16 protein-coding genes are annotated in these 20588 nt (G+C 69.5%); 4 read left to right on the forward strand and 12 right to left on the reverse strand.

The window, feature by feature from the left end:
• Positions 1 to 31 precede the first annotated feature (31 nt).
• The gene (locus H7827_RS09470; protein WP_432744128.1) at positions 32 to 847 is read left to right on the forward strand and encodes a hypothetical protein; all 816 of its coding nucleotides are present in this window, start codon (positions 32 to 34) and stop codon (positions 845 to 847) included.
• A 138-nt stretch (positions 848 to 985) separates the two neighbouring features.
• Here the strand turns inward: H7827_RS09470 and H7827_RS09475 are convergent, their stop codons facing one another.
• The 12 genes from H7827_RS09475 to H7827_RS09530 all read right to left on the reverse strand — a co-directional run bounded on the left by H7827_RS09475 (position 986) and on the right by H7827_RS09530 (position 16827).
• Positions 986 to 2083: an ABC transporter ATP-binding protein gene (locus H7827_RS09475; protein WP_432744130.1), complete on the reverse strand. Its 1098-nt coding sequence runs from the start codon at positions 2081 to 2083 to the stop codon at positions 986 to 988.
• Complete coding sequence (locus tag H7827_RS09480) at positions 2007 to 2981, reverse strand: ABC transporter ATP-binding protein (RefSeq protein WP_432744132.1); 975 nt, start codon at positions 2979 to 2981, stop codon at positions 2007 to 2009. Before H7827_RS09480 ends, H7827_RS09475 begins: the two co-directional genes overlap by 77 nt.
• 16 nt (positions 2982 to 2997) lie before the next feature.
• Positions 2998 to 3951, reverse strand: a complete 954-nt coding sequence (locus tag H7827_RS09485; RefSeq protein ID WP_386537379.1) for an ABC transporter permease — start codon at positions 3949 to 3951, stop codon at positions 2998 to 3000.
• Positions 3944 to 4867 carry an ABC transporter permease gene (locus H7827_RS09490; protein ID WP_030737430.1) on the reverse strand — a complete coding sequence of 308 codons (924 nt, stop codon included), beginning with the start codon at positions 4865 to 4867 and terminating at the stop codon, positions 3944 to 3946. The genes H7827_RS09485 and H7827_RS09490 overlap by 8 nt, the downstream gene beginning before the upstream one ends.
• 34 nt (positions 4868 to 4901) lie before the next feature.
• Positions 4902 to 6533, reverse strand: a complete 1632-nt coding sequence (locus H7827_RS09495; protein WP_386537383.1) for a peptide ABC transporter substrate-binding protein — start codon at positions 6531 to 6533, stop codon at positions 4902 to 4904.
• 174 nt (positions 6534 to 6707) lie between these two features.
• Positions 6708 to 7763, reverse strand: coding sequence for an ABC transporter ATP-binding protein (locus H7827_RS09500; RefSeq protein ID WP_386537386.1), 1056 nt, complete (start codon positions 7761 to 7763; stop codon positions 6708 to 6710).
• Positions 7756 to 8799: an ABC transporter ATP-binding protein gene (locus H7827_RS09505; RefSeq protein ID WP_432744135.1), complete on the reverse strand. Its 1044-nt coding sequence runs from the start codon at positions 8797 to 8799 to the stop codon at positions 7756 to 7758. The genes H7827_RS09500 and H7827_RS09505 overlap by 8 nt, the downstream gene beginning before the upstream one ends.
• 14 nt (positions 8800 to 8813) lie before the next feature.
• Positions 8814 to 9776 (reverse strand): ABC transporter permease, encoded by a 963-nt coding sequence (locus tag H7827_RS09510; RefSeq protein ID WP_030737437.1) that lies wholly within the window; start codon positions 9774 to 9776, stop codon positions 8814 to 8816.
• On the reverse strand, positions 9769 to 10698 hold the full coding sequence (locus H7827_RS09515) for an ABC transporter permease (protein ID WP_030737440.1): 930 nt from the start codon (positions 10696 to 10698) through the stop codon (positions 9769 to 9771). The genes H7827_RS09510 and H7827_RS09515 overlap by 8 nt, the downstream gene beginning before the upstream one ends.
• An 80-nt stretch (positions 10699 to 10778) precedes the next feature.
• Positions 10779 to 12419 (reverse strand): peptide ABC transporter substrate-binding protein, encoded by a 1641-nt coding sequence (locus H7827_RS09520; protein WP_432744138.1) that lies wholly within the window; start codon positions 12417 to 12419, stop codon positions 10779 to 10781.
• Between the two features lie 384 nt (positions 12420 to 12803).
• The gene (gene typA, locus H7827_RS09525; RefSeq protein WP_386540893.1) at positions 12804 to 14672 is read right to left on the reverse strand and encodes a translational GTPase TypA; all 1869 of its coding nucleotides are present in this window, start codon (positions 14670 to 14672) and stop codon (positions 12804 to 12806) included.
• Positions 14673 to 14817: 145 nt separating this feature from the next.
• The gene (locus H7827_RS09530; RefSeq protein WP_432744140.1) at positions 14818 to 16827 is read right to left on the reverse strand and encodes an ABC transporter family substrate-binding protein; all 2010 of its coding nucleotides are present in this window, start codon (positions 16825 to 16827) and stop codon (positions 14818 to 14820) included.
• A gap of 162 nt (positions 16828 to 16989) precedes the next feature.
• Here H7827_RS09530 and H7827_RS09535 point away from each other — a divergent pair, with 162 nt between their 5' ends.
• The 3 genes from H7827_RS09535 (at position 16990) to H7827_RS09545 (ending at position 20585) form a co-directional block, all read left to right on the forward strand.
• Positions 16990 to 17616: a TPM domain-containing protein gene (locus H7827_RS09535; protein WP_432744142.1), complete on the forward strand. Its 627-nt coding sequence runs from the start codon at positions 16990 to 16992 to the stop codon at positions 17614 to 17616.
• 108 nt (positions 17617 to 17724) lie between these two features.
• A complete protein-coding gene (locus H7827_RS09540) occupies positions 17725 to 17928 on the forward strand; it encodes an SPOR domain-containing protein (RefSeq protein WP_200364733.1) in 204 nt (67 codons plus the stop codon).
• A 176-nt stretch (positions 17929 to 18104) separates the two neighbouring features.
• Complete coding sequence (locus H7827_RS09545; protein WP_386540898.1) at positions 18105 to 20585, forward strand: SpoIIE family protein phosphatase; 2481 nt, start codon at positions 18105 to 18107, stop codon at positions 20583 to 20585.
• Positions 20586 to 20588 lie beyond the last annotated feature (3 nt).

The raw sequence follows: 20588 nt of genomic DNA on the forward strand, positions 1-20588 counted from the left end.
CCGGGAGGCGGACTACTCAGAGGGGTACATCGTGCCGGGGATCAGAAGGCCGGACGGGACGCCCTATCCGTACGTGGTCCGCTGTACGGTGCCGGACGGCCGCGAGAACGAGTGGGGTTACGACACCTGGGAGCAGGCAGACCGGCAACGGCGCGCTATCACGGAGATGTTCCGTAACGCCGGGGAGGCCGTGGTGATCACGGTCCTGACACCGTTCAATCCTTTGAGGTACGAGGTGGAAGGCGACGTACCGCCACCGGCCCCTCCGTCCCCAGCGAAGCCGGCACCGATTACCCCGGCAGCCGATGCCCGGCCAATGCAGGAAGGAAACGGCTTCCCGTCGGTGTCCGGAATCTCGTCTCCGCTCTGTCCTGAGCGGGGTGGTCACCGTCTCCCGGACAGCGCTCTGGGGATGATCACGGGCGACGAGGGCAATGTGGTCGCAGCTCTTGCCGCCGCCTACGAGGGCTGTGAACACTGCACATCCCGCGTGAAGCGGCGTGTAGCGGACGGCGACCGACATCTCGTCGTGCTGATGGCAGCAGCCTGGCTGTGTTCCTACGCTCAGATCCGGGCATCTCAGGGGCGTCCGCCCGCTCAGTGCGCTGATGAGCTGTTTCCACCGGTCTTCTTGAAAGACCTGGATCCAAGAACCCGGCGCTTACTGCGAAGACTGGTGCTGGAACCCGTCGAGGCACCCGATGGCCGTGCCGCCGCTCAGCCAGGAAGTCTCGAACTGGCTGATCTGGTGATCAACATCGCCGACGACGACGAGATCGTCGCACTGTGGCATGACGCTCTCGATGGGGCCGTGGGCGTCGTGCTGATGGAGGCTTTCCGATGGTAGTGCGTGAACGGACGGCCTCCTCTGGGCTCCTTCCTCAAGTGGGCTGATCCTGTCGTCCGCTGGCGACCAGCGGACTGGCGGCCCCGAACATCCCGCTGGTCGCACCACAGGGCGGGTGACCACTTGGCGGGGCGCTGATCACGCGCCCGCCACCGTGCGTTTCTCCTCCGCGAAGTGGCAGGCCGAAGGGTGGTGGGCCCCGGTCGTGGGGTCGGTGAAGACCTCGGGGACCGTCAGCGGCGGCTCCACCTGGGCGCACAGCTCCTGGGCCTTCCAGCAGCGGGTGCGGAAGCGGCAGCCCGAGGGCGGGTTGGCCGGGGAGGGGACGTCACCGCTGAGGATGATGCGCTCGCGCAGCCCGCTCTGCGCCGGGTCGGGCACCGGGACGGCGGAGAGCAGCGCCTGCGTGTACGGGTGCGTGGGGTGGTCGTAGATCTCGGTCTCGGTGCCGGTCTCCACGATCTTCCCGAGATACATCACGCCGATCCGGTCGGAGATGTGCCGCACGATCGACAGGTCGTGGGCGATGACGATGTAGGACAGGCCGAACTCGTTCTGCAGCCGGTCCAGCAGGTTCACCACCTGGGCCTGGACGGAGACGTCCAGGGCGGAGACGGGTTCGTCCGCCACGATGATCTCGGGGTTGAGGGCCAGACCGCGCGCGATGCCGATGCGCTGCCGCTGGCCGCCGGAGAACTGGTGGGGGTAGCGACTTACGTACTCCGGGTTCAGGCCGACCACGTCCAGCAGGTCCTGGACCTTGCGGCGCCGGTCGCCCTTGGGGGCCACCTCGGGGTGGATCTCGTACGGCTCGCCGATGATGTCGCCGACCGTCATGCGGGGGTTGAGCGAGGTGTACGGGTCCTGGAACACCATCTGGATGTTCCGCCGGACCGCCTTCAACGCCCGCCCGGACAGCTGGGTGATGTCCTCTCCCTTGTAGCGGATGTGGCCCGCGGTGGGCTGTTCCAGGCTCATCACCAGCTTGGCCACGGTGGACTTGCCGCAGCCCGACTCCCCCACGATGCCCAGGGTCTCCCCCGGCGCCAGCGTGAACGAGACGCCGTCCACCGCCTGGACCGCGCCGATCTGGCGCTGGAACAGGATCCCCTGGGTCAGCGGGAAGTGCTTGACCAGACCCTCCACTTCCAGCAGCGGCTCAGTCACCGATCGTCTCCTTCCAGTAGTGGCAGGCGCTGGAGCGGTCGGCGGACACCTCGTACAGCGGGGGCACATCCACCGCGCACCGGTCGCGGGCGATCGGGCAGCGGGGGTGGAAGGAGCAGCCCGGGGGGATCTTCGCCAGGTTGGGGGGCAGCCCCGAGATCGCGTACAGGTCCTGGCCCTTGCGGTCCAGACGGGGGATCGAGTCGAGCAGGCCCTTGGTGTACGGGTGGGCCGGCCGCCGGTACAGGGCGCCCACCGGGGCGTGTTCCACGATCTTGCCGGCGTACATGACGGCGATGACGTCGGCGGTGTCCGCGACGACGCCCAGGTCGTGGGTGATGAGGATGAGCCCCATCCGGTACTCCTGCTGGAGTTCGGCGAGCAGGTCCATCACCTGCGCCTGAACGGTCACGTCCAGGGCGGTGGTCGGCTCGTCCGCGATGATCAGGTCGGGTTCCAGGGCCAGCGCCATCGCGATCATGATGCGCTGCCGCATGCCGCCGGAGAACTGGTGCGGGTAGTCGCCCACCCGTTCCTTCGCCGCCGGGATGCGGACCCGGTCCATCAGCTCGATGGCCCTGGCCTTGGCCTCCTTGCGCGAGGCGCCCCGGTGCACCTGGAACATCTCGCCCAGCTGGTAGCCCACCGGCAGCACGGGGTTGAGGGAGGACAGCGCGTCCTGGAAGATCATCGCCATCTTCTCGCCGCGGATCCTGCGCCGGTCCTCGCGGCCCATGGTCAGCAGGTCCTGGCCCTGGAAGCGGATGGAGCCGCCGGCGATGCGGCCGGGGGGTGAGTCGAGGATGCCCATGATGGCCTGGGCGGTCACCGACTTGCCGGAGCCCGACTCGCCGAGCACGGCCAGGGTCTGGCCGGCGTCCACCGCGTAGGTGACGCCGTTGACGGCCTTCACCACGCCGTCGCGGGTGGCGAATTCGACCTGGAGGTCCTGGACTTCCAGCAGCATGACGGTCAGCCTCCGGTCAGCGCAGCTTGGGGTCGAGGGCGTCGCGGACCGCGTCGCCGAGCATGATGAAGGCCAGGACCGTCAGCGACAGCGCGGCGGCCGGGTAGAGCAGGATGTGCGGGGCGTTGCGGAACTGCATGCCGGTGGAGGCGGCCGAGATGTCCACGCCCCACGAGACGGTGGGCGGGCGCAGGCCGACGCCGAGGTAGCTGAGTGTCGCTTCCAGCGCGATGAACGTGCCCAGCATGATGGTCGCCATGACGATCACCGGGGCGATGGCGTTGGGCAGGATGTGCCGCAGCAGGATGCGGGAGCTGGAGGCGCCCAGCGCCCTGGCCGCCTGCACGTAGTCGTTCTGTTTGGCGGTGATGACGGCGCCGCGCGCGATGCGGGCGATCTGGGGCCAGCTGAGCGCGGCGATGACCAGGACCACCGGCCAGATCCCGGAGATCTTGATCATGCTGAGGAAGACGATGGCGCCCAGGATCAGCGGGATGCCGAAGAACATGTCCGTCACCCGGGACAGCAGCGCGTCCCAGAAGCCGCCGAAGAAGCCGGCGAGGCCGCCGACGACGGTCCCGACCAGGGCGACGCCCAGGGTGGCGCAGACGCCGACCGCGATCGAGGCGCGGGCCCCGTACACCGTGCGGGTGTAGACGTCGCAGCCCTGGGTGTCGAAGCCGAACCAGTGCCCGGCGGAGGCGCCCTCCAGGGAGCGGGAGAGCTGGCAGCGCAGCGGGGACTCGGTGGCGATCAGCGAGGGCCAGATGGAGATCAGCACCAGGAAGCAGATCAGCAGCGCGGAGACGATGAAGACCGGGTTGCGGCGCAGATCGTGCCAGGCGTCCGACCACAGGCTGCGGGGGCGGCCGGGTTCGGTTCCGGTGACGGGCGGGGGCTCGCCCCGGCCGTCGCCCGCCGCGATGGCGATGGGCCCTTCGGGTGGTCCGACCGGTGGGGGTTCAGTCATAGCGAATCCTCGGGTCGAGCACGGCGTACAGGAGGTCGACCAGCAGATTGGCGAGCAGGAAGATCAGCACCAGGACCACCACGAAGCCCACCACCGTGGGCGAGTTCTGCCGCAGGATGCCCTGGTAGAGCTGGAAGCCGACGCCCTGGATGTTGAAGATCCGTTCGGTGACGATGGCGCCGGCCATCAGGGTGCCGATGTCGGCGCCGAGGTAGGTGACCACCGGGATGAGGGAGTTGCGCAGCAGGTGGCGCACGGTCACCCGGCGGCGCGGCAGGCCCTTGGCGACGGCGGTGCGGATGTAGTCGGCGCGGGTGTTCTCGGCGACCGAGGTGCGGGTGAGGCGGGTGACGTACGCCAGCGAGACCAGGGCGAGGATGCAGCCGGGCACGATGAGTTCGCCGAAGCGGCCCTCGGGGCTGACGGCGGGGTTGATCCAGCCGAGTTGGACACCGAGGAAGAACTGGGCGGTGGTGCCCAGGACGAAGGTGGGGATGGCGATGACGACGAGGGTGGCCATCAGCACGGAGGTGTCGAAGACCCGGCCCCGGCGCAGCCCGGTGATGACGCCGAGGAGGATGCCCAGCACCAGTTCGATGACCAGGGCGGTGAGCATCAGCCGGAAGCTGATGGGGAAGGCGCGGCCCATCAGGTCGGTGACCTTCTCGCCGTTGAAGGCGGTGCCGAAGTCCCCGGAGAGGATGTTGCCCATGTAGAGCAGGTATTGCTGCCACACGGGCTTGTCGAGGTGGAACTCGGCGCGCAGTTGGCGTGCGGTGGCGGGGTCGGGGGCCCGGTCGCCGAACAGGGCGGCGACCGGGTCGCCGAGCGCGTACACCATCACGAAGATGAGGAAGGTGGCGCCGATGAACACCGGGATCATCTGGAGCAGGCGTCGTACGACGTAGCGCCCCATGTGGGGGGACCTCCGCTGCGGTGGCTGGTGTCTGTCAGCTGACCTTGATGTCCGTGTAGACCGGGACGGAGAAGGGGTTGAGCTTCACGTCGCTGACGCGGGTGGAGTAGCCGGCGGTCCCGTTCTGGTACCACAGCGGGATGGCGGGCATGTCCTGCACGAGGACCTTCTCCGCGTCGCGGAACTTGCCGATGGCCTCGGCCTCGTCGGAGGCGGAGTTGGCCTCGTTGATGAGCCGGTCGAACTCGGGGCTGCTGTAGCGGGAGTCGTTGGAGGAGGCGTTGGTGTAGTACAGCGGCTGGAGGAAGTTCTGGATGAGCGGGTAGTCCATCTGCCAGCCGCTGCGGAACATGCCGCTGATGCGGCCCTCGGTGATCTGGTTGCGGAAGTCCGCGAAGGTGGGCACCGGGTTGACGGTGCAGGCCCCGGTGTCGTCCAGGGCGTTGTTGATGCTGTTGCAGGCGGCGTCCATCCACTGCCGGTGCGATCCGGTGTCGACGTTGGAGCTGAGGGTGATCTTGCCGCCGGGCAGTCCGCCGCCCTCCTCGATCAGCTGCTTGGCCCGCTCGGGGTCATAGGTGCAGAACTCGCCGCACAGCCCTTCCTGGTAGCCGCCGGCGTCGCCCAGGACGGGTGAGGTGAAGTCGGTGGCGGGGGTGCGGGTGTCGAAGTAGATCTTGGAGGTGATCTCCTGGCGGTCGATCGCCATGGACAGGCCCTGGCGCACCTTGGCGGACTCGGGGCTGGTCCAGCCGTCCTGGGTGACGGGGAAGGCGACGGTCTGGATGATGCCGGCCGGCTGGTTGATGTAGCGGTCGCCGAGGTCCTTCTGGGCGTTCTTGAGCTGGGAGGCGGGCACGTCGTCGATGACGTCGAGGTTGCCGGCCTGCAGGTCGGTGTACGCCGTGTTGTTGTCGGTGTAGACGCGCAGCTCCACGCCCTCGTTCTGGGCCTTGTCGGGGCCGGCGTACTCCTCGTACTTCACCAGTTTCATGCTCTGGCTCTTGGTGTACGTGTCGATCTTGTACGGGCCGTTGCCGATCGGCTTGTTGAGCCAGGTGGCGTGGTCGTCGAAGAAGGCCCGCGGGAGCGGGGAGTAGGCGGCGTAGCCGAGCGTCTCGGGCCACAGGGAGAACGGCTCGTTGAGCTTGACGGTGAAGGTGTGGTCGTCGACGACCTTCAGGCCGCTCATGGTGTCCGCGGAGGGGGTGGCGTTCTCGTCGGCGGGGTGGACGGCGTCGTAGCCCTCGATGAACTGGAAGAAGTAGCTGCTGATCTGCGCGTTCTTCAGATTGGCGCCGTAGTTCCAGGCATCGACGTAGGACGCGGCGGTGACCGGGGTGCCGTCGGAGAAGGTCCAGCCGGACTTGATCTTGACGGTGAAGTTCTGCTGGTCGGTGGTCTCGATGGACTCGGCCATCTCGTCCTTGGCCTCGCCGGTCTCCGGGTCGTAGCGCTTGAGACCGCGGAAGATCATGTCGAGGACCTTGCCGCCCTGCACCTCGTTGGTGTTGGCGGGCTCCAAGGGGTGCTGGGGGTCTCCCCAGGAGGCGCGGACGACCCCGGCGCTGCCGCTCGCGGTGCCGTTGCCGCCACAGGCGGTCGCGGTCAGGGCGAGGGCCGTCGTGGCGGCGATGGCCCAGGTCAGTCGGGTGGCTGCACGCATGGGATGGCCTCCTTGGACTACCGAAAGTCGCATTAAGGCAATATAGGACCTTTCATCACAAGATCCTCTTTATGGGCGCGCCGACACGCCCTCATCCCTCACATGCCGACGGCCGCCGGACATCCGAGATGCCCGGCGGCCGTGGCCGTCCCTTTGGTCAGCGCGGTGACAAGGTCACGAGGCGCCCACCACGTCCTTCTCCTCCGCGAAGTGACAGGCCGACTCGTGCGCCGCCCCGCCGCCCGCCTCGCGGAACCGCTCGGGCACCGCCAGCAGCGGCAGCTCCTGCGCGCACCGGTCCTGCGCCTTCCAGCACCGGGTACGGAAGCGGCAGCCCGAGGGCGGGTTCGCCGGCGAAGGAACATCCCCGGTGAGGATGATCCGCTCCCGCGACTCCCGGCCCTCCGGATCGGCCTGCGGCACCGCCGACAGCAGCGCCTGGGTGTACGGGTGGGTCGGGTGGTCGTAGATCTCGGTGTCGCTCCCGATCTCCGCCATCTTCCCCAGGTACATCACACCGACCCGGTCGGAGATGTGCCGCACGATGGACAGGTCGTGCGCGATGAACAGGTACGACAGCTCGAACTCGTTCTGGAGCTTGTCCATCAGGTTGATGACCTGCGCCTGCACCGACACATCCAGCGCCGAGACCGGCTCGTCGCACACGATGATCTCCGGGTTGAGCGCCAGCCCGCGGGCGATCCCGATGCGCTGCCGCTGGCCGCCGGAGAACTGGTGGGCGTACCGGTTGATGTACTCCGGGTTCAGGCCCACGACCTCCAGCAGTTCCTGCACCTTGCGGCGCCGGTCGCCCTTGGGCGCCACCTCGGGGTGGATCTCGTACGGCTCGCCGATGATGTCGCCGACCGTCATGCGGGGGTTGAGCGAGGTGTACGGGTCCTGGAACACCATCTGGATGTTCCGCCGCACCGCCTTCAGCGCCCGCCCGGACAGCTTGCTGATGTCCTCGCCCTTGTAGAAGATCTCCCCCGAGGTGGGCTTCTCCAGGTTCATCAGCAGCTTCGCCACGGTGGACTTGCCGCAGCCCGACTCGCCGACGATCCCCAGCGTCTCTCCCCGGTACAGGGCGAAGGAGATGTCGTCGACGGCCTTGACCGCGCCGATCTGCTTCTTGAAGAGGATGCCCTGGGTGAGCGGGAAGTGCTTGACGAGATTGCGCACTTCCAGGATCGGCTCGCGCTCGCTCGCGGCCTTGCCGAGGTCAGCCATGGAGCGTCTCCTTCCACAGGTGGCAGGCGCTGGACCGCCCGGTGATCGGGATGCCGTCCTGCTCGGTGACCTGCACCAGCGGCGGAACGTCCGTACGGCACTGGTCGGTGGCCAGCGGGCAGCGCGGGTTGAAGGCGCAGCCAGCCGGCACGGCGGTCAGGCTCGGCGGCAGACCGGAGATCGCGTACAGCTCCTGGCCCTTGAGGTCAAGACGCGGTATCGACTCCAGCAGGCCCTTGGCGTACGGGTGCGCGGGCCGCTTGTACAGCTCGTGCACCGGGGCGTTCTCCACGATCCGGCCCGCGTACATCACCGCGATCTTGTCGGCGACGTCCGCGACCACACCCAGGTCGTGGGTGATGAGGATGAGCCCCATGTTGTGCTCGCGCTGGAGCTCGGCCAGCAGGTCCATGACCTGCGCCTGGACGGTGACGTCCAGGGCCGTGGTCGGCTCGTCCGCGATGATCACGTCGGGTTCCAGGGCGAGCGCCATCGCGATCATGATGCGCTGGCGCATACCGCCGGAGAACTGGTGCGGGTAGTCGTTCACCCGCTCCTTGGCCGCAGGGATGCGGACCCGGTCCATCAGCTCGATGGCCTTGGCCTTGGCCTCCTTGCGCGAGGCGCCCCGGTGCACCCGGAACATCTCGCCCAGCTGGAAGCCCACCGACAGCACCGGGTTCAGGGAGGACAGGGCGTCCTGGAAGATCATCGCGATCTGGTTGCCGCGGATCTTCCGGCGCTGGGCCTCGGACATCTTGAGCATGTCCTGGCCCTTGAAGAGGATCTCCCCACCGGTGATCTTCCCGGGCGGCATGTCCAGGATGCCCATGATGGTCTGGGCGGTCACCGACTTGCCGGAACCGGACTCACCGAGGACGGCGAGGGTCTCGCCGGCGTCCACGGTGTAGCTCACGCCGTTGACGGCGTGGGCCGCGCCCTCCCGGGTGTGGAACTCCACATGGAGGTCACGGACCTCCAGCAGCGGTACGCCGGGGGCGGCCGCCGGGGTGATTTCGATCGGTTCGATCGACACGCGCGTCAACTCCCTCAGCGCAGCTTGGGATCGAGGGCGTCGCGCACGGCGTCACCCAGCATCAGGAAGGACAGGATGGTCACGCTCAGCGCGATCGAGGGGAAGATCAGGATGTGCTCGGCCACCCGGATCTGGTCCCGGGCGGAGTTGATGTCCCCGCCCCAGGAGATCGCCGGGTCGGAAAGACCGATGCCCAGGTACGAGAGCGTGGCCTCGGCGGTGATGTACCCGCCCAGCGCCACCATGGCCACCACGATCACGGGGGCGGCGGCGTTCGGCAGGATGTGCCGCAGCAGGATCCGGCCGGTACCGGCGCCCAGCGAACGGGCGGCCTGCACGTAGTCGGCCTGCTTGATGGTGATCACCGAACCGCGCATCACCCGGGCCACGGTGGTCCAGCCCAGGAAGGCCAGGGCCAGGATCACCACCCACTCGGTGCGGGCGTTGAAGGAGACCAGCACGACCATGGCGCCCAGCATGAAGGGGATGCCCATGAAGGTGTCGGTGACCCGGGAGAGCACCGCGTCGATCCAGCCGCCGAAGTAGCCGGCCAGCATGCCGATGAGCCCGCCGGCCACCAGCACCAGCGCGGTCACCGAGATACCGATGATCACCGAGGCCCGCGTGCCGTACACCACGCGGGCGTAGATGCTGCGGCCCTGCTGGTCGTAACCGAACCAGTCGGGCTGGAAGAAGTGGGTCAGTTCCGGCTTCTGCAGGTAGTGCTGGGTCAGGTCGCCCAGCCGCGGGGTCTCGGAGGTGAACACCGAGGGGAACGCCGCGACGAACAGCAGGAACAGGATGATGATCGCCGGGATCACGAACTTGGGCTTGCGCCGCAGATCGCGCCAGGCGTCCGACCACAGGCTGCTCGGCCTGCCCGGCGGCGGGCCGGCCTCGGCGACCAGCACCCCGTCGGGGGTCTTGACCGTCTCGCCGCCCTTGGTGGTCGCCGTGGTGTCAGGAGCCTCAGGCATAGCGAATCCTCGGGTCCAGGACCGCGTAGAGCAGGTCGACGAGCAGGGAGACAACGAGATAGACGACGATCATGAAGGTCACGATGCCGACGACCGTGGAGCCCTCACGGGTGTTGAGCGCCCGGAAGACCGCCCGGCCGATGCCGTTCACGTTGAAGATGCCCTCGGTGACGATCGCACCGGTCATCAGGTTGCCGAGGTCCACGCCCAGGAAGGTGACGACCGGGATCATGGAGTTGCGCATCAGATGGACACTGACGGCCCGGCGCTGGGTGAGGCCCTTGGCGCGGGCGGTGCGCATGTAGTCAGAGCGCTTGTTCTCCGCGACCGAGGTACGCGTCAGCCGCGCGACATAGGCGAGGGAGAGCGCGGCCAGCACCATCGCGGGGAGCAGCAGTTCGCCCCAGTTCTCCGAGTCCTGCACGGAGGGGGTGATCCAGCCGAGCTTCACACCGAAGTAGGTCTGCACCAGGTAACCGAGCACGAAGCTGGGGACCGAGATCAGCAGCAGGGTGACGAAGAGGACGCCGCTGTCGGTCTTCTTGCCGGCCCGCAGCCCGGCGATCAGGCCCATGGCGATGCCGACGACGGCCGTGAAGACGAACGCCATCAGGGTGAGTCTGAGGGTGGCGGGGAGCGCGTCACCGATCACATCCATGACCGGGCGTCTGCTGGCGATCTGCACGCCGAAATCACCCTGGAAGACCCCGATGAGGTAGTTCCAGTACTGCTGCATGATCGGCAGGTCCAGGCCCAGTTCCTTCTTCATCTGGGCCATCTGAGCCGGGTCGGGGGCACGCTCGCCCCACAGTGCGGCTATCGGGTCACCCGGCAGGGCGTACATCATCATGAAGATGATGAAGGTCGCCCCCACGAACACCGGGATCATCTGGAGCAGTCGCCGCGCGACGTAGCGCCCCATCGTTCCTCCATGTCAGTCGGCAGGGCCGGTGGCCGCTCCGGGTCACGGAAGCGGCCACCGGCCCCCTTGCAGCAGCGGTCTTACTTGACCGTGATGTCCTCGATCACCGGCTGGCCGGCGACGTCGAAGTGGACGTTCTCCACGTTGGTGGAGTAGCCACCGTTCACGTTCTGGTACCAGAGCGGAATGGCGGGCATGTCCTCCCAGAGGACCTTCTCGGCCTCCTGGTAGGCGGCGACCGTCTCGTCGAAGGAACCGGCCTGGTCACCCTGCTTGAAGAGGTTGTCGACCTCTTCGTTGCTGTAGCGGCCGTAGTTGGACGGCGCGGTGGTGCTGTACAGGTCCCGCAGGAAGTTGACGTTCAGCGGGTAGTCCTGCAGCCAGCCACCCCGGTACATGCTCTTGACCTTGTCGGCGCGGCGGTCGGCCAGGTCGGTCGCGAAGTCCGGCTTGGTGTCCAGGACGCACTCGACGTCCAGGTTCTTGATGATGTCGTTGCAGACCGCGGTGGCCCACTCGGCGTGACCGCCGTCACCGTTGATCTGCAGGGTGATCTTGTCGCCGGGGACGCCGCCACCCTCCTCGACCAGACGGCGGGCCTCCTCCGGGTTGAAGTCGGTCTTGCCGTCGGCCGCGTTCTCCAGGTGACCGAAGACGCCGGGCGGGGTGAAGCTGTCGGCCGGGGTCCGCGAGCCGTTGAGGACCGTCTGGGTGATGGTCTCCCGGTCGATCGCCATCGAGACACCCTGGAGGACCTTGGACGGGTCGTCCAGGTCGCTCCAGCCGGCGTAGAAGGCCGGGACGATGGACTGGGTGGCGTTGTACGGCTGCGCGATGGCGCGGTCGCCCAGGTCGTCCTGGTAGACCGGCAGGTCCTTGGGGTCGACCTGACGGAGCACGTCCAGGTTGCCGGACTGGAGGTCCTGGTAGGCGGTGCTCAGGTTGTCGTACGCGATGATCTCCACGCCGCCGTTCTGCGCCTTGTTCGGACCGGCGTAGTCGGCGTAGGTGGTGAGGGTGATCTTCTCGTTGTGCGTCCAGCCGGTGAACTCGTACGGGCCCTGGCCGATCGGCGCCTGGCCGAAGCCATCCGGGTCCTCGTAGAAGCTGGAGGGCAGCGGCGCGAAGACGTGGTAGCCCAGCTTGTACTCGTAGTACGAGACCGGGTTCGCCAGCGTGATCTCGAAGGTGCTGTCGTCGACGACCTTCAGACCGGACATGGCGTCGGCGGTGGGCTCGGCGCCCTCCTCCGACGGGTGGACATCGGCGTAGCCCTCGATGTCCTCGAACCAGGCGCTCTGGCTCTGGCCGTTGTCCACGTTGGCGGCCCAGTTCCAGGCGTCCACGTAGTGCTGGGCGGTGACCTTCTCACCGTCGTGGAAGGTGAAGCCGTCCTTCAGCTTCACGGTCCACACGGAGGCGTCGTCGTTCGACTCGATGGACTCGGCCGCGACGTACTTGATGGAGCCGTCGTCCTCGAAGTCCAGCAGGTTCGCGAAGACGTTCTTGATCACCAGCGAGCCGAACTGCTCGTTGGTGCTGGTGGGGACCAGAGCCGACTGGGGCTCGCCGCCGTCCACCTTGACGATGCCCGAGGCGTTGCCGGACGCGTTGCCGCCGTCGCCGCTGCCGCCCTTGTCGTCATCGCTACCACAGGCGGTCGCGGCCAGGGCCACAACGATCGCCACTGCGGCCCACTTGGCGCTGCGCGCACCACGCATGGGCTTGCCTCCTTGGGAGTCCGGTTCGTTGCTGGAAAACCGCAGACTCGGAGGTTGTCAACACGCGTTGAATACCCAAAGCGTCCTGCGGCCGCGCTCGGCGAAAGCCTGAGCGCAATGCCCCCAACTATTGGGCATAAAACTTCGGTGAACCACCGATCGCCGATTTCATTTTGATGAAGATAGGGAGGTGAGATCAGGCAATAAGGACATACCCACCCCCTGGAGTCACCGATATGCGGACTCATGTGACGAAGGTCGCCCCATTTCGTTCGCATAACGAACACAACTCAGCGCGGACGACCGGATCGAACCTTGACAGAATTCGATACATCCGGTAGCCCGCGCTGAACGGAGAGCTACTGCCGGGTAGAGCCCGGGTCGTTACTGACGCTTCGCCCGCGACGCGGCGCGCGCCCGATCCCGCTGGTCGAGCTGCACCTTGCGGATCCGCACCTCGGTCGGGGTGACCTCGACGCACTCGTCCTCACGGCAGAACTCCAGCGACTGCTCCAGGGAGAGCTTGCGCGGCGGAACGAGATTCTCGGTCGTGTCCGAGGACGCCGCCCGCATGTTGGTGAGCTTCTTCTCCTTGGTGATGTTGACGTCCATGTCATCGGCGCGCGAGTTCTCGCCGACGAGCATGCCCTCGTACACCTCGGTGCCCGGCTCGATGAAGATCGTGCCGCGCTCCTGGAGGTTCATCATCGCGAAGGGGGTGGCCTTGCCCGCGCGGTCGGCCACCAGGGAGCCGCTCTGCCGGGTGCGCAGCTCGCCCACCCACGGCTCGTGGCCCTCGAAGATGCTGTGCGCGATGCCGGTGCCCTTGGTGTCGGTCAGGAACTCGGTGCGGAACCCGATGAGCCCGCGCGAGGGCACCAGGAACTCCATCCGCACCCAGCCGGAGCCGTGGTTGGTCATGGTCTCCATGCGGCCCTTGCGCGACGCCATCAGCTGGGTGATGGCACCCAGGAACTCCTCCGGGGCGTCGATGGTCATCCGCTCGACCGGCTCGTGGGTCTTGCCGTCGATCTCCCGGGTGACCACCTCGGGCTTGCCGACCGTCAGCTCGAAGCCCTCACGGCGCATCTGCTCCACCAGGATGGCCAGCGCCAGCTCACCGCGGCCCTGCACCTCCCAGGCGTCGGGACGCTCGGTGGGCAGCACCCGCAGCGAGACGTTACCGACCAGCTCCCGGTCCAGGCGGTCCTTGACCAGGCGCGCGGTGACCTTGTGGCCCTTGCCGCCCTTGCCGACCAGCGGCGAGGTGTTGGTGCCGATGGTCATGGAGATGGCCGGCTCGTCCACCGTGATCAGCGGCAGCGCCACCGGGTTCTCCGGGTCGGCGAGGGTCTCGCCGATCATGATGTCCGGGATACCGGCCACGGCGCAGATGTCGCCTGGGCCCGCCACCTCGGCCGGCTTGCGGGTCAGGCCGTCCGTCATCAGCAGCTCGGAGATGCGCACCTGCTGCTGCGAGCCGTCCCGCTTGAGCCAGGCCACCGACTGGCCCTTGCGCAGCTCGCCCTGCTTGACACGGCACAGCGCGATCCGGCCCAGGAAGTTGTCCGCGTCCAGGTTGGTGATGTGCGCCTGGAGCGGGGCCTCCTCCTCGTACACCGGGGCGGGCACCGCGGACAGCAGGGTGGTGAAGAAGGGCTCCAGGCTGTCGCTGTCGGCCGGGACCGTACCGTCGGCGGGCTGGGTCAGCGAGGCGATGCCGTCGCGGGCACAGGCGTAGACGATGGGGAACTCGATCTGGTTCTCGTCGGCATCCAGGTCGAGGAAGAGGTCATAGGTCTCGTCGAGGACCTCGGCGATCCGGGCGTCGGACCGGTCGGTCTTGTTCACACACAGGATGACGGGCAGCTTCGCGGACAGCGCCTTGCGCAGCACGAAGCGGGTCTGCGGCAGCGGGCCCTCGGAGGCGTCCACGAGCAGGACGACGGCGTCGACCATGGACAGGCCGCGCTCGACCTCGCCGCCGAAGTCGGCGTGGCCGGGGGTGTCGATGATGTTGATGACGATCGGGGTGCCGCCGCCCTTGGGGTGGTACTTGACGGCGGTGTTCTTCGCGAGAATGGTGATGCCCTTCTCGCGCTCCAGATCGCCGGAGTCCATCACCCGGTCGTCGACCTGCTGGTGGGCGGCGAAGGCTCCCGCCTGCTTGAGCATGGCGTCGACCAGCGTCGTCTTGCCGTGATCGACGTGGGCGACGATGGCGACGTTGCGGATGTCATGGCGCGTGGGCATGGCTGACGGTGCTTCTTCCGAGACGAGGGAGTGAGACGGCTCGGCAGATATGTACACCGGCCTGTCCCGCTATCGTACGGGGCCCGGCGCGCCGCCGCGTTCGCGCCGGGGATCCGGGGCGAACGCGGCGGGGGCGTGGTGACGCTCAGGCGCGGTAGCCGATGTCCTGGTAACGGGGGGTGGCCAGGCCGAAGGCGCCCACCCCGGCCAGCGCCGGGTCGACGGCGACGAGCTGCGGACGCTGGAAGAGCGGGATGGACCCGGCGGTCGCCCACAGCCGGGCGTCGGCCTCGTTCAGCAGCCGGTGGTGCTCCTCCTCGTCCAGCTCACCCGCCGCCTGGGCCAGCAGCTGGTCGATGTGGTCGGTGCCGATGCGGGTGTAGTTCTGCTGGACGGTGAGGCCGCCGTCCGGCTCCTGGTACGGCTTGGCGAACAGCGGGGCGGCGTCGGTGGCCGGGTAGCCGCTGGCGGGCCAGGAGTACAGGGCGAGGTCGAAGTCGCCGGTGCTGATGTGGTCGGCGAAGAAGGTGTGCGCCGGGACCTCGGTGATCACGGCGCGGACCCCGGTGGCGGCGAGCATGGCCGTGATGCGGTCGGCGATCTGCCGCTGGCGGGCGCCGGCCTCCCCGTCCGGGACGACGAAGCGCAGGCTGAGTGCGGTGCCGTCCTGGTCGGTGCGGACGGCGCCGGCCGAGCGGTCGGCGAGGTCGTCGGCCGCCGCCTCGGTGCGGGCGGCCTCCTCCTCCAGCTGGTCGGCCTGCTTCTCGGCGTCCTCGGCGCCGTCGGCGTCGGCCTCGGCCAGGTCGCGCTGGGCGCCGGCGGCCTGGCGCAGCAGGGCGGCCTGCTGCCGGGCGGCGGGCTGGCCGGCGGGCAGTGGCCCGGAGACGAGGGCGGACGGCGGGCCGGCGGCCGGGTCCGCGGCGGCGTTCTGTTCTTCCTTCTCGGCTGCGGCGCCGTCCTCGTCCTCGGACCCGGGTCCGCCCTCCCAGCCGGCGTCGTCCAGCAGGGAGCCGGCGATCTTCGTGCCGAAGGTGCCGAGCGCCTCGCTGTTGTCCTCGTACCCGATCTGGTCCAGGGTCCGCAGATGGCTGCCGAGCGAGCGGACGGGCAGTCCGGCCGGTTCGTGCACGGCGGCGGCGAGCGCCTCGCGGTCGATGGCGCGGGCCACCGCCCAGCGGACCCGTTCGTCCTTCAGCGGCCCGGAGCGGCCGTTGAGGGCGAGCTGGGTGTAGGCGGGGGCGTAGGCGCGGTGCACGGAGTACGTGCCGTCGTCCGCCTCGGTGAGGGTGTCGGCGTCGTCGGGGTCGATCTCCAGCACGTCCAGGGAGCCGGCCTCCAGGGCCGCGCCGCGTTCGGCGTCGGGCACCACGGTCAACACCAGTTCGTCCAGCAGTGCCGGATCGCCCCACCAGGTGTCGTCGCGCACCAGGGCCAGGGTGCCGGCCTCGCGGTCCGCCTTCCCCAGTGCGAACGGTCCCGCGGTGGCGGGCAGCGCCTCGCGCGAGCCGGTGCCGAACACGGCGGCGTCCTCGGTGACGGCCTTCGGGTACAGCGGGGTGAACAGCGATTTCCAGTCCGCGTAGGGCTTGGCGAAGGTGACCTGCACCTGCTGCTCGCCGGGTCCGGCGGTGACGTTCTCCACCCGGTCGTAGCCGGCGTTGCGGGCCGCCGGGTGGCTGCCCTCGCCGCCGCCGAGCGCCCGCCACTGGGCGATGAAGTCCTCGGCACCGATCGCCCGCCCGTCGCTCCAGGTGGCCTCGGGGTGCAGGGTGTAGACGACGGTCTGGCGCGGCTCGCGCGTGGTGATCTCGGCCGACCTGAGGTAGTCGGTGTTCAGCTGCGGCCGGCCCCGCTCGTCGAGCGTGAACAGCGCCGGCAGGACGGCGGCGGCCACCTGGTCGGTGACCGGCCCGGCCTCCGGCGCGAAGGCGTTGAGGGTGGCGGGCAGTTCGGCGACTCCCCAGCGCACGGTGCCGCCGGTGCGCAGTTCGGTGCGGTCGGCGAGGGCGAGCGACTGTGCGGCGCCGGAGGCCCCGGAGCGGGTGGGTCCGGTGTCGCTGCCGCAGCCGGTGAGGGCGGCGGCCAGGGACAGGGCCCCGGCGAGCAGCAAGGCCAGCGGCCTCGGCCCGTGGCGGCGGGTCACTGGGGGGCGCATGCCGTACCTCCGGTCAGCTCATCACACGTATCAACAGCAGATGTCCCACTGAAGGCGACGCGACGGGCGCGATGGCGGCGACACGGCGCAGGCCGGGCACCCGCCCACCCGAGCGGCGTACCGGATCCGGCGCGGCCCCGGCGGCCCGCATAGCGTCAAGGGGTGCTGCTGCGATGCCTCACCGCGCTGGCCGGGACCGCGGCGCTGCTGCTGCCGGCCGAGTACCCCGTCGAGCTGACCGGCGAGGGCGGGGTCACCGACCGGGCGGACGCCCTGGGCGGCCGGGCCGCCGAGGTGCGCGAGGCGATCGGCGAGGCGGCCTCCGGGGAGGGCCTGCAGGTGTACGCCGCCTATGTCCGTGACTTCTCCGGTCTCGACGCCCAGACGTGGGCCGACGCCACGGCGGAGCGGAACCAGCTGGACGCCCACGCGGTGCTGCTCGCGGTGGCGACCACGCAGCGCGCGTACGCCTTCTCGGTGGACGCCTCCTCGGGGCTGACGCGGGAACAGATCGAGGAGATCGGACGGATGGCGGTGGCGCCCGCGGTCGGGCGCCGCGACTGGGCGGGCGCGGCGATCGGCGCGACGCGGGGGCTCGCGGCGGTGCGTGCGGGGGAGCGCATCCCCGTCCCCGCGCCGTCCACCGGGGCGCCCGAGGCGGGAGAGCCTCCGGCGGGCGGCGGTATCGAGACGGTGCTGCCGCTCGCGCTGCTCGCCGCGGGGGTCGCGGTGATCTGTTATCTGGTGGTACGCGGTACCCGGGGCCGTCGCGGTCCGCGCGGCACGTGACGACAACCGGCCATTGGGTGGAGGTTGTTGGCCGGTCCCTCGGCCAATCCGTGTGCGCGGGGTGAGGCACAGGCGTATGGTCTGGCATATGCAGACCGGGGGTGAGGAATGAACGACAGCAATCTGCGCCCATGGCAGGTGATCCGGCAGGATGAAAACGGCAGTCGCTATCGCATAGGGCATTGCGCCACCCGCGCCGAAGCGCAACGCCTCATCAGGCGGCTGGAATCCGGCGCCGGCGTACGCCCCATCACCGAGCCCGGCCGGTATCTGGTCGAACGGGTGGAAGCCGGGGCCCGCGCCCGCCGCTGAGCGGCACCACACACGCCACCAGCACGCCGCACCACCACGCCGCACCGCACCGCTGGGCCATACCGGGGAGCGCGCCGCCCTCCCCGATCAACCCGATGGGTATCGGACGATTGGTCCGATTTATCCGGATACCGTTATCATCCGGAGAAGACGTACCCGAGCGGGGGCAGGAGCGTGTGACGACCAACCCGTCCGAGCCGTCCGGACTGACCCCGGTCCCCTCGGTCCGGAGCGACGAGCGCTCACTGCTCGATGTGCTGCGCGTGGCGATCATCATGCTGGACGAGCGCGGCACCATCCGGCTGTGGAGCCCCATGGCCCGTGAGCTGCTGGGCTGGCCCGACCGCGACGCGGTGGGCCGCCGCCTCACCGACATGCTCGCCCCCGGCCACACCCCCGCCACCGTCGCGCGCATCCACGCCACCCTGCGCAACCGCAGACACTGGCGCGGCCGGCTGCCACTGCGCCACCGCGACGGGCACATCATCCAGCTGGAGGGCCGGGCCGCCCTGCTGCTGGACGCCGGCGGCACCCCGTTCATCCTGGCCAACCTGGTGGAGACCACCCGGATGACCGGCATCGAGCAGGACCTGGCCGCCTTCGACGCCCTGTTCACCGCCTCCCCGCTGGGCATCGGCGTCTTCGACACCGAACAGCGGCTGGTACGCGTCAACGAGGCGCTCGCCCGCATGCACGACGCCACCCCCGCCGAACTGCTCGGCAAGACCCTGCTGGACATCCTCCCCGCCCCCATGGCCCAGAAGGTGTACGCGGTCCAGGGCGACGTCCTGCGCAGCGGCCACTCGGTCACCGACCTGATCACCCCCGCGCCCGACGGAGTACGGGCCCACTCGCTGTCCTTCGGACGGCTCACCGACCGAGACGGGCGCACCGTCGGCGTCAGCTCCACCGTCACCGACATCACCGAACGCCGCGAGGCCCTGGACCGCATCGAACGGGCCAGGCAGCGGCTCGCCATGCTGGACGACATCGGCAGCTCGCTCGGCGACCTGCTGGACGTACGCCTGATCGCCGGCTCACTCGCCCAGCTGCTGGTGCCCCGGTTCGCCGACTACGCCGCCGTGGAACTGCTCGCCCCCGTCGCGCAGGGCGGCGAGCTGCCCACCGCCGAACAGCTTCCGGACACACCCGTCCTCCAGCTGGGCACCGCCGCCAAGCAGCACAGCACCCACACCGACACCGCCCTGGAGGCCGGCGAGCGCATCACCTTCGAGCCCGGCTCCCCGTTCAGCACCGTGCTGCGCACCGGCAACCCGCTGCTGATCGGCTCACCGGACGAGCTGGGTGCCCAGTCCGCCAAGGTGCGCGCCGCCATGGACCTCGGCATCCACTCGATGCTGATCCTGCCGCTGCGCGCCCGCGGCACCGTACTGGGGCTGATCATCCTCACCCGGGCGGGCCGCCGCTCCGCCTTCGACCGGGAGGACCAGGCCCTGGCCATGGAGGTGGCCGGACGGGCCGGCATCTCCATGGACAACGCCCGCCTGTACGCCCGGGAGCGGGAGTCCGCCCTCACCCTCCAGCGCAGCCTGCTGCCGCAGAACGTGCCGCAGCCGCCCGGCGTCGCCGTCGGCCACCGCTATGTGCCCGGCAGCGTGGGCACCGAGGTGGGCGGCGACTGGTTCGACGTCATCCCGCTGGCCGGCGGACGGGTCGCCTTCGTGGTCGGCGACGTGATGGGCCACGGGCTGCGCGCCGCCGCCACCATGGGCCGGCTGCGCACCGCCGTGCGCACCCTGGCCGGCCTGGAACTGGCCCCGGCCGAACTGCTGCGCCGGGTGGACGACCTCAGCGAGGACCTGGCCCAGGCCCCGGACGACCAGCTGTGGGCGACCTGCCTGTACGCCGTGTACGACCCGGCCTCGCGCGAGTGCGTCCTGGCCAAGGCCGGGCATCTGCCGCCCGTGCTGGTGACCCGGGACGACGCCACGGGCCTGTGGTCGGCCGAGGCCCTGGACCTGCCCTCCGGCGCCCCGCTCGGCGTGGGCGGAGTGCCCTTCGAGGAACGGCGGATCACCGTCCCCGAGGACTCGACGCTCGTGCTGTACACCGACGGCCTGATCGAGACCCGCGGCGAGTCCATCACGGCGGGCCTGGAGCGGCTGTGCGCGCTGCTGGCGGCCAGGGGCACCCCGGAGGCGCCGCTGGAGGAGCTGTGCGACCGGATCATCGGGGGCCTGAGCCCCGCTGCGGGCCCCGGCGGCGGGGCACCCGGCCCCTCCGACGACATCGCGCTGCTGGCCGCCCGGCTGAGCGGCCTGCCGGAGGGCAACGCGGCGGAATGGATCTTCGCCCCCGAACCGCACGCCCCGCGCAAGGCCCGGCGCGCGGTGCGCCGGGCGCTGCTCGACTGGCACCTCGAACCCCTGGTGGACACCACGGTGCTGCTGGTGAGCGAGCTGGTCACCAACTCCCTGCGGTACGCGCACGGCCCGGTCGAGGTGCGGATGGTGCGCGGCACCTCCCTGCTGGTGGAGGTCTCCGACCGGCTCCCCGATCCGCCGCACGAGCGCACCGCCTCCCTGCTGGAGGAGGGCGGCCGGGGCCTGCACCTGGTGGCCCGTCAGTCCCGGCGCTGGGGCACCCGGCAGGCCGCTCAGGGCAAGACGGTGTGGTTCGAACTGCTGCTGCCGTAACGG

The sequence above is a fragment of the Streptomyces sp. JH002 genome, assembly GCF_050916115.1.
GTDB classification, from domain to species: domain Bacteria; phylum Actinomycetota; class Actinomycetes; order Streptomycetales; family Streptomycetaceae; genus Streptomyces; species Streptomyces xiamenensis.

Coding starts and splice junctions, on each gene's coding strand:
- H7827_RS09475 (WP_432744130.1), bottom strand. CDS start 2,083: ATGTGCCCCCGCTGTACGAGGTGTCCGCCGACCGCTCCAGCGCCTGCC.
- typA (WP_386540893.1), bottom strand. CDS start 14,672: ATGCCCACGCGCCATGACATCCGCAACGTCGCCATCGTCGCCCACGTC.
- H7827_RS09530 (WP_432744140.1), bottom strand. CDS start 16,827: ATGCGCCCCCCAGTGACCCGCCGCCACGGGCCGAGGCCGCTGGCCTTG.
- H7827_RS09500 (WP_386537386.1), bottom strand. CDS start 7,763: ATGGCTGACCTCGGCAAGGCCGCGAGCGAGCGCGAGCCGATCCTGGAA.
- H7827_RS09510 (WP_030737437.1), bottom strand. CDS start 9,776: ATGCCTGAGGCTCCTGACACCACGGCGACCACCAAGGGCGGCGAGACG.
- H7827_RS09480 (WP_432744132.1), bottom strand. CDS start 2,981: ATGCTGCTGGAAGTCCAGGACCTCCAGGTCGAATTCGCCACCCGCGAC.
- H7827_RS09515 (WP_030737440.1), bottom strand. CDS start 10,698: ATGGGGCGCTACGTCGCGCGGCGACTGCTCCAGATGATCCCGGTGTTC.
- H7827_RS09490 (WP_030737430.1), bottom strand. CDS start 4,867: ATGGGGCGCTACGTCGTACGACGCCTGCTCCAGATGATCCCGGTGTTC.
- H7827_RS09540 (WP_200364733.1), top strand. CDS start 17,725: ATGAACGACAGCAATCTGCGCCCATGGCAGGTGATCCGGCAGGATGAA.
- H7827_RS09485 (WP_386537379.1), bottom strand. CDS start 3,951: ATGACTGAACCCCCACCGGTCGGACCACCCGAAGGGCCCATCGCCATC.
- H7827_RS09520 (WP_432744138.1), bottom strand. CDS start 12,419: ATGCGTGGTGCGCGCAGCGCCAAGTGGGCCGCAGTGGCGATCGTTGTG.
- H7827_RS09495 (WP_386537383.1), bottom strand. CDS start 6,533: ATGCGTGCAGCCACCCGACTGACCTGGGCCATCGCCGCCACGACGGCC.